Origin of the sequence: Chromatium okenii, from assembly GCF_002958735.1 — a bacterium.
Lineage (GTDB): Bacteria > Pseudomonadota > Gammaproteobacteria > Chromatiales > Chromatiaceae > Chromatium > Chromatium okenii_A.
In genome coordinates this window covers 118,247-131,119 of sequence record NZ_PPGH01000037.1, presented here as the reverse complement: position 1 = coordinate 131,119, position 12,873 = coordinate 118,247, and the positions used below count along the sequence as shown (strand labels likewise).

Annotated in this window: 14 protein-coding genes and 1 pseudogene; 12 read left to right on the top strand and 3 right to left on the bottom strand. The window is 49.0% G+C overall.

Annotated elements, in window-relative coordinates; translation table 11 throughout:
• From truA to accD, 5 genes and pseudogenes are all read left to right on the top strand, one after another.
• Nucleotides 1-804 carry a tRNA pseudouridine(38-40) synthase TruA gene (gene truA, locus CXB77_RS12480; protein WP_105074755.1) on the top strand — a complete coding sequence of 268 codons (804 nt, stop codon included), beginning with the start codon at nucleotides 1-3 and terminating at the stop codon, nucleotides 802-804.
• Nucleotides 805-817: 13 nt separating this feature from the next.
• Nucleotides 818-1,454: pseudogene (locus CXB77_RS12475) on the top strand (phosphoribosylanthranilate isomerase).
• Nucleotides 1,451-2,680 carry a tryptophan synthase subunit beta gene (gene trpB / locus CXB77_RS12470; protein ID WP_197711094.1) on the top strand — a complete coding sequence of 410 codons (1,230 nt, stop codon included), beginning with the start codon at nucleotides 1,451-1,453 and terminating at the stop codon, nucleotides 2,678-2,680. The pseudogene CXB77_RS12475 and the gene trpB overlap by 4 nt, the downstream one beginning before the upstream one ends.
• Complete coding sequence (gene trpA / locus CXB77_RS12465; protein WP_105074174.1) at nucleotides 2,677-3,513, top strand: tryptophan synthase subunit alpha; 837 nt, start codon at nucleotides 2,677-2,679, stop codon at nucleotides 3,511-3,513. The genes trpB and trpA overlap by 4 nt, the downstream gene beginning before the upstream one ends.
• A 47-nt stretch (nucleotides 3,514-3,560) precedes the next feature.
• On the top strand, nucleotides 3,561-4,457 hold the full coding sequence (gene accD / locus CXB77_RS12460; RefSeq protein ID WP_105074754.1) for an acetyl-CoA carboxylase, carboxyltransferase subunit beta: 897 nt from the start codon (nucleotides 3,561-3,563) through the stop codon (nucleotides 4,455-4,457).
• A 106-nt stretch (nucleotides 4,458-4,563) separates the two neighbouring features.
• On the opposite strand, the gene CXB77_RS12455 is transcribed toward accD, so the two are convergent.
• Entirely contained in the window at nucleotides 4,564-5,496 is a 933-nt protein-coding gene (locus CXB77_RS12455; protein ID WP_146108814.1) for a competence protein CoiA family protein, read from the bottom strand.
• A 221-nt stretch (nucleotides 5,497-5,717) separates the two neighbouring features.
• Between CXB77_RS12455 and CXB77_RS12445 the strand changes: the two genes are divergently transcribed.
• From CXB77_RS12445 to CXB77_RS12415, 7 genes are all read left to right on the top strand, one after another.
• Complete coding sequence (locus CXB77_RS12445; RefSeq protein ID WP_431520728.1) at nucleotides 5,718-6,047, top strand: helix-turn-helix domain-containing protein; 330 nt, start codon at nucleotides 5,718-5,720, stop codon at nucleotides 6,045-6,047.
• A gap of 324 nt (nucleotides 6,048-6,371) precedes the next feature.
• Entirely contained in the window at nucleotides 6,372-7,073 is a 702-nt protein-coding gene (locus CXB77_RS20375) for a ribonuclease domain-containing protein (RefSeq protein WP_197711056.1), read from the top strand.
• Nucleotides 7,070-7,417: a barstar family protein gene (locus CXB77_RS12435; protein WP_105074170.1), complete on the top strand. Its 348-nt coding sequence runs from the start codon at nucleotides 7,070-7,072 to the stop codon at nucleotides 7,415-7,417. The genes CXB77_RS20375 and CXB77_RS12435 overlap by 4 nt, the downstream gene beginning before the upstream one ends.
• A gap of 47 nt (nucleotides 7,418-7,464) precedes the next feature.
• Nucleotides 7,465-8,724, top strand: coding sequence for a hypothetical protein (locus CXB77_RS12430; RefSeq protein ID WP_105074169.1), 1,260 nt, complete (start codon nucleotides 7,465-7,467; stop codon nucleotides 8,722-8,724).
• Between the two features lie 339 nt (nucleotides 8,725-9,063).
• Nucleotides 9,064-10,194: an NAD(P)/FAD-dependent oxidoreductase gene (locus CXB77_RS12425; protein ID WP_105074168.1), complete on the top strand. Its 1,131-nt coding sequence runs from the start codon at nucleotides 9,064-9,066 to the stop codon at nucleotides 10,192-10,194.
• A gap of 66 nt (nucleotides 10,195-10,260) precedes the next feature.
• Nucleotides 10,261-10,803 (top strand): hypothetical protein, encoded by a 543-nt coding sequence (locus tag CXB77_RS12420; RefSeq protein WP_105074167.1) that lies wholly within the window; start codon nucleotides 10,261-10,263, stop codon nucleotides 10,801-10,803.
• A gap of 46 nt (nucleotides 10,804-10,849) precedes the next feature.
• Nucleotides 10,850-11,233, top strand: a complete 384-nt coding sequence (locus CXB77_RS12415; RefSeq protein WP_105074166.1) for a PH domain-containing protein — start codon at nucleotides 10,850-10,852, stop codon at nucleotides 11,231-11,233.
• Here the strand turns inward: CXB77_RS12415 and tmk are convergent.
• Both tmk and mltG read right to left on the bottom strand, forming a co-directional pair.
• Nucleotides 11,222-11,866, bottom strand: a complete 645-nt coding sequence (gene tmk, locus CXB77_RS12410) for a dTMP kinase (protein ID WP_105074165.1) — start codon at nucleotides 11,864-11,866, stop codon at nucleotides 11,222-11,224. The genes CXB77_RS12415 and tmk overlap by 12 nt on opposite strands.
• Nucleotides 11,863-12,867, bottom strand: a complete 1,005-nt coding sequence (gene mltG / locus CXB77_RS12405) for an endolytic transglycosylase MltG (protein WP_105074164.1) — start codon at nucleotides 12,865-12,867, stop codon at nucleotides 11,863-11,865. Before mltG ends, tmk begins: the two co-directional genes overlap by 4 nt.
• Nucleotides 12,868-12,873 lie beyond the last annotated feature (6 nt).

Sequence of the window (12,873 nt, the reverse complement as noted above, 5' to 3'; positions counted from 1 at the left end):
GTGATTTCTAATCGTATTGCGCTCGGCGTGGAATATGACGGCACCGCCTTTCACGGCTGGCAAACCCAGCAGCCGGGCGTGCGCACGGTGCAAACCAGTTTGGAAACGGCGCTGGCGCGGGTCGCCAATCATCCGGTGACGCTGCACGCGGCCGGTCGCACCGATGCTGGCGTTCACGCGCTGGAGCAGGTGGTGCATTTCGATACCACTGCGCTGCGCACCGAGCGGGCGTGGTTGCTGGGAACCAATGTCAATTTGCCGCCAGATGTCGCGGTGCGCTGGGTACAGCCGATTGATGCCAGTTTTCATGCGCGATTCAGCGCGATTGCCCGCCATTATCGCTATCACATTCAACTGACGGAGATGCGCTCGGCGCTGCAACGGGATCGCGCCGTGTGGATTTATGGCGCGATTGATGTGGCGCGAATGCGTGAAGCGGCAGCGGCGCTGGTCGGTGAGCACGATTTTTCGAGTTTCCGCGCTATCTCCTGCCAAGCGAAAAGTCCAATTCGCCGCGTCCATTATCTCAAGCTCACGGAACAAGACCGAATGCTGACGCTGCACATCGGCGCAAATGGATTTCTGCATCACATGGTGCGCAATATCGCTGGCGTGTTAATTGCGATTGGGCGCGGTCATGCGCCGGTGGAATGGACGACGCAATTGCTGGCGCTGCGCGACCGCAAACAAGGTGGCGTTACCGCGCCGCCGCAGGGGTTGTATTTCGTCCGCGCTGATTATCCGGCGCAATTTGAATTGACCAAACAATTGGCAAATGCTTACACCGCTCCGCCTGACAACTGAAAACTCAAAAGCCATGTCTCGTACCCGCGTCAAAATCTGTGGTTTGACCGATGAATCCGCCGTTGCTGCCGCAGTGGCAGCGGGCGCGGATGCCCTCGGTTTCGTGTTTTATCCGCCCAGTCCGCGAGCGTGACGCCGGAGCTGGCGCAGCAGTTGTGCGCAAACTTGCCGCCGTTTGTCAGCGCAGTTGGGTTATTTGTCGATGCTGCGCCAGCGACGATTCACGCCACGCTGGCGCAGGTGTCGCTGGATTTGCTGCAATTTCATGGCGATGAGCCGCCGGAGTTCTGCGCCAGCTTCGGACGGCGTTGGATCAAGGCGCTGCGGATGCGCCCAGACATTGATCTTCGCGCCGAAATGGAGCGGTTTATGACTGCTGGCGCGGCGGGCGTGTTACTGGATGCGTTTGATCCGACTCGCGCCGGTGGCACCGGGCAACAGTTTGATTGGGCACGGATTCCGCCAGAAATCGCTGCGCAGATCGTGCTGGCGGGCGGGCTTGATCCGGGCAACATCGCGGCAGCAATTCAACAGGTGCGACCTTACGGCGTCGATGTCAGTGGCGGCGTTGAGCTGGCGCGGGCGTTAAAGATCACGCAAAAATTTTCGCTTTTATGCAAGGAGTTAAAGATGGCGATACCCGCCGATAACAATCCACTCAATTCCCAAACTGGGGATTTTTCCAATTACACTGCCTGATGAACACGGGCATTTCGGGGTTTATGGCGGGATGTTTGTGCCTGAAACCCTGATGCACCCGCTCGAAGAACTGCGGCTGGCGTATGCCGCCTGCTGCGCCGATCCCAATTTTCAAGCCGAATTGGACGCCGATTTGCGCGATTACGTCGGGCGTCCGTCGCCGCTGTATCACGCCGAACGGTGGAGCCGTGAGCTGGGCGGAGCGCAGATTTATCTCAAGCGCGAAGACCTCAATCACACCGGTGCGCACAAGGTCAATAACACCGTGGGGCAGGCGTTGCTCGCCAAGCGGATGGGCAAAACCCGCATCATCGCCGAGACCGGCGCAGGTCAACACGGCGTTGCCAGCGCGACAGTTGCGGCGCGGCTCGGTTTGGAATGCGTTGTTTATATGGGTGAAGTGGACGTGGCGCGGCAGGAAGCCAACGTTTACCGGATGCGGCTGCTGGGCGCGACCGTCGTGCCGGTCAAATCCGGTTCGCGCACGTTGAAAGATGCGCTCAACGAGGCGATGCGCGACTGGGTGACGAATATCGACAACACCTTTTACATCATCGGCACGGTCGCCGGCCCGCATCCGTATCCGATGCTGGTGCGCGATTTTCAAGCGGTGATTGGGCGCGAGGCGCGAGCGCAGATGTTGGAGCGCACCGGACGCCTGCCGGATGCGCTGGTTGCCTGCGTCGGCGGCGGTTCCAACGCGATTGGCTTGTTTTATCCGTTCCTCAACGACCGCGAGGTGGCGATTTATGGCGTCGAAGCAGCGGGCGATGGCATCGAAACTGGTCATCACGCAGCGCCGTTGACGGCCGGTCGTCCCGGCGTGTTGCACGGCAATCGCACCTATTTGATGGAAGATGCCAACGGGCAAATCATTGAAACCCATTCAATTTCTGCCGGTTTGGATTATCCCGGCGTCGGCCCCGAACATGCGTGGCTGAAAGACAGCGGTCGCGCCAGTTATGACGCGATCACCGATGCCGAGGCGCTCGCGGCGTTTCATCATTTGACGCGCACCGAGGGCATCATTCCGGCGCTCGAATCCAGCCACGCGCTGGCGTATGCGCACAAGCTGGCGCAGACGTTGCGCCCCGATCAAACCATTTTGGTCAATCTGTCCGGGCGCGGAGACAAAGATATGCACACGGTCGCATCGCTGGACGGGTTAATTTTATGAGCAGAATTGCACAACGTTTTCAACAACTTCAGGATTCCAAGCGCACTGCGCTGATTCCATTTATCACCGCTGGCGATCCCACGCCGCAAATCACCGTGCCGCTGATGCAAGCGATGGTCAGCGCGGGCGCAGATGTGATTGAGCTGGGCGTGCCGTTTTCCGATCCGATGGCGGACGGGCCGGTGATTCAGCGAGCGACCGAGCGGGCGCTGGCGCAGGGCGTGTCGCTGACTGCCGTGCTGGAAATGGTGCGGCAATTCCGCGAGTCGGATGCCACGACGCCGGTCGTGTTGATGGGTTATCTCAATCCGATTGAAGTCATGGGTTATGCGCAGTTTGCGCAGCAGGCCGCTGCCGCTGGTGTCGATGGCGCGTTAATCGTTGATTTACCACCAGAAGAAGGCCACGACCTGATTGCGTTGATGAAGGCGCAGGGGCTGGATTTGGTTTATTTGCTCGCGCCGACCTCCACCGCAGCGCGGATCAAACGGATTGGCGATGTTGCCAGCGGCTTTGTGTATTACGTCTCGGTGAAGGGCGTTACCGGCGCAGGTCATCTCGATACGGCAGCGGTCGCAGCGCAAGTGGGCGCGATTAAGTCGTTGATTCCGTTGCCAGTTGGCGTCGGTTTTGGGATCAAGGACGCGGAAACTGCGGCGAAGGTGGCGCAGGTCGCCGATGCGGTGATTGTCGGCAGCGCGATTGTCAGCCAAATCGAAACGCTGGCGGCGACGCCCGAACGCATTCCTGACACCATCGGGAATTTTTTAGCAGAACTGCGGCAAGCGATTGATGCTGTTGATTGTTCTGTCACTTCACGCGCTGCGGAGTAATGGCGATGGCGATCATCACTGAACCGGAAGCCGCCTTAAAACAGGCGATGGATAAAAGCAAAAGCTGGTTTGAAAAATTAGTGCCGCGCCGTATCCGCATTGAAGCCAGCACGAAACGCGCCGTGCCCGAAGGCGTGTGGGCGAAATGCCCCGGCTGCAATGCGATTTTGTATCGCGCTGAATTGGAGCGCAATTTAGAAGTGTGCCCGAAGTGCAATCACCACAATCGCATCACGGCGCGGCGGCGCTTAGATACTTTTCTTGATCCTGAGCACCGTGAGGAAATTGGCGCGGAATTGGAATCGCTTGATCCGTTGAAATTCAAGGATTTGAAAAAGTACAAAGAACGGCTGGTGCTGGCGCAAAAGCAATCGGGTGAAAAAGATGCGCTGGTGGTAATGCGCGGGCGCTTAAAAGATGCGCCGCTGGTGGTGGCGGCATTTGAATTCAGTTTTATGGGCGGATCAATGGGTTCGGTAGTTGGCGAGCGATTTGTGCGTGGCGTCGATGCGGCATTGGAAATGAATGCGCCTTATGTGTGTTTTTCTGCCAGCGGTGGAGCGCGAATGCAAGAAAGTTTGTTTTCGTTAATGCAGATGGCGAAAACCAGCGCGGCGTTGGCGCGAATGCGCGAAGCGGCGCTGCCGTTTGTCTCGGTAATGACTGATCCGACGATGGGCGGCGTGTCGGCGAGTTTAGCGATGCTGGGTGATTTGAATATCGCCGAACCGGGCGCGTTAATTGGCTTTGCGGGACCGCGAGTGATTGAACAAACGGTGCGCGAGAAATTGCCGGAAGGATTCCAACGCAGTGAGTTTTTAATGGATAAGGGCGCATTGGATATGATTTTAGACCGGCGCGATTTGCGGGAAAGAATCGCGGATTTGCTGGCGATTTTGGCGCATCGTCCGCGTTATTGTCGGTCGGTGGTGCCGGTGGTTTAACGCTGCCAATTAAATCATTGCACCGATGATAGGGATGTTATTGGTGCAGAGTTATTTATTGTAACCAATTTTTGAAGTTTTTCTCTTTAGTAAAACGCCAAAAAACTTATTCAAAATCTTCAGAATCTTCATCTTCAGAATTACTTGAACAGTGATGGCAATAATATCCTGCATCCAATTCCTGACGGTTATACGAATCAACGGCTACATAGTCAGTAAATAAGTAATGATCACCAATAAATGCTCCACATTTACGGCAGGTATTAGCAACGTACTTCATTCCTAATGTACGGCTGTAATGTAACTTCATTAATACACCGTACTGAGTAGCAAGCTGGATATCAGATAGTGAAAAATTTCCTTCATATAAAGCGGCAACTTTCATTGGTGCCTGACATTTCCAACAATTTCCATCAATAATGAGAAGATGCTTTTTCGACATATAATTTTCACATTTCGAGCACTTAGGATTTTTGCATACATCAACACTATCTGGTTTCAAAATGGGAGCATCTAACCGATTAAAATCTTCGTCTGATTTTAATTTATAAGACACAACGGCAATATGGTTGTTTTTATAGTAATCCAGTGCTGTTTGTTCAGGAGCGTGAGTAACAACTACTTCAATTACTGCTACTGTGCAATTGAACTCATCTAGCAAAGCAATATCTGGTTGGCAGGTTCCTAAATTATGTTCAAGCACTACTTTAACTGCTTTTTTCAGCAAGTTGCCCGTATGCACTCCACCACAAGCAGGACAATCCCATTGCATCTCTAAAGGTAATTGATGATCAAAATGTTTTTGAATCTTGCCAAAGAGTAAAGTCTTAAAGACATAATGTAAGGCTGTTTCGGGTGTACAGTTAGGACTAAGAGTTTTGTGGGCAAAGTGAGGGCGTTTCCGTGTTCCTTTGCGAAGTATAAGAACTTGGCTACAGGCAGGACAGGTATATGCAATTCCTTTTTCAGCGTCAACCGCCTTAATCAGTTGACCTACTGATGTTCTTCCAATCGAATAAAGAATATCTTTAGAGGGCATAATTACCTCTCCTGTCCTTTTGAATGGGTTACAGTAGTTAATACAATTTTGTAGAAGCGTAAGTTGGGTTGCTGCTTTTGACAATCCAACATCGTCATCATCACTATAACAAGTGATTCAAAAGTAGATGGCGCGGCGCTCATTTTGAAATGGTATACCAGCGGGATGTAACAGCATAAATTATGACTGTTAAGCCAATAAAAAACGATTACGACCACAAAATGGCATTGTCCCGCATTGAACAACTATTCAATGCTGAACAAGGTACACCTGAGGGTGATGAACTGGAAGTGCTGATTGTATTGATCGACTATTACGAAGAAAAAACATTTCCAATTGACCTACCCGATCCTGTAGAGGCGATAAAGTTTAGAATGGAGCAACAATCACTAACTGATGAAGATATGGTTATGTACCTTGGACAAAGTAGCCGCGTATCTGAGATTTTAGGTTATAAACGCAAACTCAGTCTTAACATGATCCGAAATCTCACGAGTCAACTAAAAATTCCGGTAGAGAGCCTTATCTCTGACTATAAGCTGCATGTTTAATAAATAGCCGGAGTTAATTCTAGTTTCAATTGAAGTCTTTTTGCGCTTCAAATCCACTAGCGATGCGATGCACATTAAGGTGAAACATGCCGATTAAGTGTCAGTATATCATTGATGAATTAAACCGTAAGGTTGCTGTTCAACTGGACATAGAGACTTTTGAAAAAATAGAAGAAACTTTTATGGTCTGACTGGTGGGATTAAAGCAGTGTGATTTGCGGGGACGGATTGCGGATTGGATCATTGCAAGACAACTGCACTAGTGAAAGGGATGTTTATCAGTGCGTAGCACTCATTCAAGAAATAAATCACTGGAGACAATAAATGCCAACAGAAAAAAATATAAGCATAACGAAGAGTTTAGTATTATTAACAGTCAGTATTGTTCTGGCAATATCTTTGAATCAATCCGTTGCTTTAGCGGCAGTAGCAAACGATGCTGTAAAAGCAGTTGCGGCATTGATTAAATCGCTCGGTCAATCTAAAAACCTGCTTCAAGAACACCAGATATTGCTACGACAGATTGGCAGCAAGGTTGATGATTTTATCCCATATTTAAGCAGTTATCCAAAAGATCAACGAATTGTTGTTTTACTTGGGGCGGCAGAACAAAAAGGGTTGATTAAACCAACTGAAAAGTTGCGCTGGAATCACGATCTTTTGAACGGAAAAATTGATGAAGATGACTTAATAGAAATGCTGAGAGCAAATCAGTCATCTGAAGAAGTAATGAAAAGTGTTAATGCGATGATTCCGAAAATCAAGCATGATAACCTTTCGTCGGAAGCCCGCGAAACATTAAAACTTATTGATAACGGTGGTCCCTTTCCTTATGCGCAAGATGGGACTGTTTTTCACAATAGAGAAGGCAAACTCCCTACCAAATCACCTCATTATTATCACGAATACACTGTAAAATCATCTAATTCAAACGGTAGAGGGGCGCAAAGAATTATCACGGGCGAGAATGGCGTCAAGTATTTCACTGATGATCACTATCAAAGTTTTAAGGAAATCAAACCATGACCGTACTAGCAAGCGCAGCATTACCCAACTTTTTCTTGCAGCCGCCTGAACATTATTTTGTAGTTGATGGCAATAACATTAAAGACAAGGATTCATTTTTGCGTGAGTTCTCAGCGCAGCTTGGTTTTCCAGAGTATTTTGGGTTTAATTGGGATGCGTTCTACGATTGTATAACAGATATGTCGTGGGTCAACTCAGAACATGGATTGTTGATTGTGTATAAAAACGCGCATAATTTTAGAACCGCCCAGCCAGAAGATTGGCAACAGGCAAGTGCAATTTTGTTAGATGCTGTTGATTACTGGAATAAAGCAGGAAAGGTGATGGTGATTGCGTTTTTATAGCTAACCTGATATTTAGCATCGTTTTATACCACTGAGAGGGCAACATAATGAACAGTTTTAACGCAAAAAACATACGATTTTTCGGTGTAATTTTTTTATTCGTAGTATTGCCCGTGTTAGCTACGGCTACCTTGGCAATTGATGCCTCTTTTTCTAATCTTTATCCAGAACCTTGGTGGGACACCTTTTGGGGAAAAGCAGCAATTAGTGTTGGTGTTGCTGTCGCCATAGCAGGCGCATTGGCATTTACAGTTGTTACTGCTGGCACAGGCGGTGCGATGCTTGGTGCCGCAGGCAGCTGGATTACCGCAGTTGGAAGCATGGTTGGAATGGCAGCAGGTGTTGGAACGGGAGCTGCCGCCGCTGGTCTTGCAATTCTTGGTGGTGGAACTATTGCAGCCGGTGGATTTGGAATTGCGGGAGGTGCTTTTGTTGTCGCCGCTTTAACCGGAGCAGCAACTGGCGTGATTACCGATGTCTCAATTGAAGTGGCATCTAAGATGATTATTAAAGAACCTTATCGGCGTTATGAGTTTATCAAAGTACCGCTAGTTGAAGCGCACGGTAGTGATGATGTTAAAAGTTTAGTCGTTGAACTCAAAGAAATTGAAGATAAACTTGCTAGTAAAGAAATTTTACCTAATGCTTTCGGAATTGAAACAAAACGAGTATCTTCTGAACTAGTCTCTCGTTTGTCCGATGCTTGTAGCTTTGATGATGAAAGTGAAGATGCACGGTACAACGCAGTCAATGCAGCGATTCTTTTTTTCAATTTAAAGGATGATACAAACTCGGTTTATTGCATTAACAAACTGGAATTTAGAACTAAAGAAGATTCTTTTCTCAGTTATTTACATGCACTGAATCAATTAACAGTTGGAAATTATGAAGACGCCTTTAAATATCTTGATATTACGATTGCCCGCGAGCCATCTGCGCTCCAACCCTACATCCTTTATACGATGGCACTAACCGATAAAGGCTACTATCATAAGGCGCTTAAAATTGCTGGTAAAGGATTAGAAAATGTGAGCAACAGCAATTTCCAGTTGCTTTATACATCCGGTGATGCGGCTTTTCGTCTTGAGGATTTCTCAGCAGCGGCGGCATGGTTTGAAAAGGCATATTCCAATATCAGTGAAGATTTTATTGAAGCAGATACCGCAATGATGGTTGCTGTGTCGCACTATAAAGCTGGTGACAAAAAACAGGGTTGGAGTTGGTACGAAAAAGCATTGGATAAACTGGGGAGTGACAACGAAGAAGCTAAAGCTGCGATTACAGCCCGTTGGAATGCGTTGCTTTAAAAAGTAGGTTGGGTTGCCGCTTTTAGCAACCCAACATTGTCATCATTTCCTAACAAGCAATTAAAAATAGACGGCGCGGCAATCATTCTGAAATAGATATTAGGGTGGAATTGATTCCACAAGCCGAAAACAAGGCAGCACTTAAATTTGAGCTAACTTTTTTAATTAACTATAAAGAATCAACATCACTCATTTAAATTGAAATGCGACGCATCAATCAATCGTGACCTCAGCGTAGAATAGGCGCACGCCGCAAGTGGTTTGAATGCGAACACGGCTTTTGTGATTGAGTTTGACATCATCATATTGAATCATAATGATTATTTTAAGGAGTTGTGAATGAATCGTATTACTATCGTTGGTACTGGTTTTGCTGCACTGACTGCGATCCAAACCTTGCGTCAACAACGCAAACTTGCTTGTGAAATCACTGTGGTGAGCTCCAAACCGGAATTTATCTATTATCCCGGACTGATTTGGATTCCCTGTCGATTGCGCAGCGGCGACGATCTACGCATTGATTTAACGCGCTTTTTTGAGCGAATGCAGGTTAAACATGTTGCCGCTGAAGCGATTGGATTGAGTGCGGATGGACGTATTCTAAAAACCACTGTTGGCGAGATTAAAAACGACGCGCTGGTTATTGCCAGCGGCGGGCGATTTATTAAAAAGCTTCCGGGGATTGAACACGCGATTACACCCTGCGAAGGAATTGAATCCGCTGAAGCAATTCGTGATCGGCTGCGTATTATGGAGGGCGGACATATTGCAATGGGTTTTGCGAGCAATCCAAATGAACCGAGTTCAATGCGCGGTGGGCCGATTTTTGAATTCCTCTTCGGTCTTGATACTCAATTGCGCCAAGAGCATCGCCGTGAGCAATTTCATTTAACTTTTTTCACTCCTGCTGAACGCCCCGGTAATCGCCTTGGTCCAAAAGCAGTTAATGGATTACTCGCGGAAATGAAGCGACGTGATATTGCCACGCATTTAGGGCATAAACTTAAAAGTTTTTCACCGCGAGCAGTGACGACAGAAGGCGGTGAATTCGACGCTGATCTCATTATTTTTATGCCCGGAATGACCGGCAATGCGTGGTTTGATAATACGCAGTTACCACGTTCGCCCGGCGGTTTATTACAAGCTGATGCGCAATGTCGAGTGCCGGGTTTTGAGCGCGTTTATGTCGCAGGTGATGCGGGGAGTTTTCCGGGACCAGATTGGATGCCTAAACAGGCACACATGGCGGATTTACAGGCGCGAACTGCAGCGCGAAATTTGGCAGCAGAATTTGCTGGGCGCGAGCCAACTGAGACCTTCAAAGTCGAATTGATTTGCATTGTCGATACGAATGATAGCGGAATGCTGGTAGTGCGGAATGAAAAATACAATTTCGTATTGCCATCTATGCGCGTTTTTCATTTACTGAAACGCTTTTTTGAATGGCTGTATTTACGGAAGTTTCGCTAATTCATTTTCGGTTTCCCCCTTTTTTAGGGGGAAATTGATTTGCTTTTTAAGTTGATAAATCCAACTATGAAATGGCTCAAAATACTAGCACTTATTCTAGGTTCAGCGTGGTTTTTTCCAGTCAGTTGCACAAGCGCACTATACGCTGGAATTCACATCAATGCGCATTTAGATAAGCGTGAAGTGAAACGCGGCGATCAATTGCACAGTGGTTTTTCGGTTGCAGTGACGTCGAATAATAATGATGCGCAATTTCGATTGCTGGTGTTATCAGAGTTGCACCGCTTTCGTGTGGTTGGCGAACAATATCAATTGTTATTACCCAAGCCGTTTGCACGTATGAAAATTAACGATTATCAATACATTGCCTATCGTGTATTAGAGCAAAAGGAAAACTCGCAGTTAATCGAAGTTGAAGACAGTAACGATGATCGAACTATTTGGAGTTGTTATCGCACTGACGGTCGCGCTGTTACTCCAATCGCATCGCGCATGTTTCATGTTGGGTATATGATGAATGCGTTGCCTTATGCGTTTGGTATTGCATTATTTTTGCATGGTATTGGATTGATTTTGCGGCGACGGATCGCTCATTTATCATCAACATAATGATAGTGCGTTCATTCAACAGTTATGAAAACATGGGAACAACGAGATGGGATTATTGAGCGGACTACTCGGCAATGCGTCAATCATCAGCGCCGATGATATGATGCGGCAACTTGAACCGATTTTAGCAATGACGGAAACCGTTGAGTTGGCTTTTCAATTGATCCGCGATCAATTTGTATTTACGAATAAACGGTTAATTTTAATTGATAAGCAGGGTTTAACTGGTCACAAGGTCGAATATCTTTCGATTCCGTATCGTTCAATCACGCGCTTTTCAATTGAAACTGCCGGTCATTTTGATCTGGATGCAGAAATGAAAATTTGGATTGGCAGCGATCCAATGCCAATAGTTAAAGAACTGCGCGGCAGTGACAATATCAGTGCGGTGCAAAAGGCGTTGGCAACCGCAATGTTTTCAGGACATTAACAGCACATTGGTCACGCACTGACGCACTTGCTGCGTGACCTCGGCGAGCGCGGCGTTGGCGTCAATCACGCAATACCGTTGCGGATGCGCCAGCGCCCGTTCTTGATAAACCCTTCTAATTGCAACAAAAAACGCTTCCGTTTCCTGTTCAAACCGATCCGCCGCACCCATGCGCTGCCGCGCCCGCGCCAACCCGACACGCGGCGGCACATCAAATAGCAGGGTCAAATCTGGGCGCAAATCGCCCTGCACCAGCATTTCCAGTTGCGCGATCTGCGCCGGATTGATGCCGCGACCGCCACCTTGATAGGCGTAAGTCGCATCAGTAAACCGATCGCAAATCACCCAGATTCCAGCATCCAGCGCCGGACAAATCGTCTGCGCCAGATGCTCGGCGCGAGCGGCGAACATCAACAGCAATTCGGTCATCCCGCTCATCCCCGTGTTGCGCGGATCAAGCAGCACCTCGCGCAATCGTTCGGCAATTGGTGCGCCGCCCGGCTCGCGGGTGGTCACGCAGTCCAAACCGTGCTCTTGCAACAATTGCGCCAGCGGGGCAACCTGACTGGATTTTCCCGCGCCTTCGATGCCTTCGAGCGTGATAAAACATCCGCGTTTTGGCGTCGTTGTCATGGTTTTTTATCCAAAAGATAGCGGCGTACTGCTTGCTGGTGGGCGTTGAGCGTCCGCGAAAAAGTATGACCGCCGTCGCCGGTCGCCACAAAATACAGGCTGTCATCATCGGTCGGATGCAGCGCCGCGTGAATGGCAGCACGTCCCGGCAACGCAATCGGCGTCGGTGGCAAGCCTTTGATAAGATAGGTATTATATGGATTTACATCGCGTAAATCAGCGCGACTCAGACTGCCGTCATAACGCTCGCCCAGCCCGTAAATCACCGTTGGATCGGTTTGCAACCGCATTCCGCGCTGCAGCCGCCGCAAAAATACGCCGCTAATGCGCGGACGTTCGGCAGCAACAGCCGTTTCTTTTTCGATGATCGACGCCAAAATCAGCGCCTCATCCGGTGTGGTCAGCGGCACATCGGGACTGCGGTCGCGCCATTCTTCCGCCACAATCCGCTCCATTCGCTCCAACGCTCGCCGCAACACCGTCAACCGCTCGGTTTGGGCGGGAAAACGGTAAGTGTCTGGAAAAAAACGCCCTTCTGGATGCAGCTCCGGTCGTCCCAACTGCGTCATCAACGCTGCATCGGTTTGGGGCGCGAGCGGTTCGCCGCACAACTGCGGATGCGCATCGAGCACCGCGAGCGTTTGGCGAAAGGTGCGCCCTTCAATCAAAGTGATTGTGTATTCAATCACTTGTCCATCGGTAAACCGTTTCAGCAACTGCTGCGGCGTCAAATCAGCGGTCACGGCAAATTCACCGGCTTTGATGTGGGTTTGATCGCCCTGCCAATACGCTAACAGCATGAAATAATAGGGATGTTTCAACACACTCTGCGCGGTCAGACGCTCCGCCAATTGCCGCACCGAACTGCCTTTCGTAATGTGAACCGTTGTGTTCGCCACTCCGAGCGGAGTCACTAAAAAGCGTTGATAATCAATCTCAACGATGCCTAGCATTGTGCCCACTGCCAGAAAAACCACGATCAACCCAATGCGCCACAACATCGCGTA

Excerpts from the sequence above, each read along its gene's own strand:
- mltG (WP_105074164.1), bottom strand. The coding sequence starts at position 12,867 with ATGTTGTGGCGCATTGGGTTGATCGTGGTTTTTCTGGCAGTGGGCACA.
- CXB77_RS12430 (WP_105074169.1), top strand. The coding sequence starts at position 7,465 with ATGAACAGTTTTAACGCAAAAAACATACGATTTTTCGGTGTAATTTTT.
- CXB77_RS12420 (WP_105074167.1), top strand. The coding sequence starts at position 10,261 with ATGAAATGGCTCAAAATACTAGCACTTATTCTAGGTTCAGCGTGGTTT.
- CXB77_RS12435 (WP_105074170.1), top strand. The coding sequence starts at position 7,070 with ATGACCGTACTAGCAAGCGCAGCATTACCCAACTTTTTCTTGCAGCCG.
- CXB77_RS12445 (WP_431520728.1), top strand. The coding sequence starts at position 5,718 with ATGGCATTGTCCCGCATTGAACAACTATTCAATGCTGAACAAGGTACA.
- CXB77_RS12425 (WP_105074168.1), top strand. The coding sequence starts at position 9,064 with ATGAATCGTATTACTATCGTTGGTACTGGTTTTGCTGCACTGACTGCG.
- accD (WP_105074754.1), top strand. The coding sequence starts at position 3,561 with ATGGATAAAAGCAAAAGCTGGTTTGAAAAATTAGTGCCGCGCCGTATC.
- CXB77_RS12415 (WP_105074166.1), top strand. The coding sequence starts at position 10,850 with ATGGGATTATTGAGCGGACTACTCGGCAATGCGTCAATCATCAGCGCC.
- tmk (WP_105074165.1), bottom strand. The coding sequence starts at position 11,866 with ATGACAACGACGCCAAAACGCGGATGTTTTATCACGCTCGAAGGCATC.
- CXB77_RS12455 (WP_146108814.1), bottom strand. The coding sequence starts at position 5,496 with ATGCCCTCTAAAGATATTCTTTATTCGATTGGAAGAACATCAGTAGGT.
- trpA (WP_105074174.1), top strand. The coding sequence starts at position 2,677 with ATGAGCAGAATTGCACAACGTTTTCAACAACTTCAGGATTCCAAGCGC.
- CXB77_RS20375 (WP_197711056.1), top strand. The coding sequence starts at position 6,372 with ATGCCAACAGAAAAAAATATAAGCATAACGAAGAGTTTAGTATTATTA.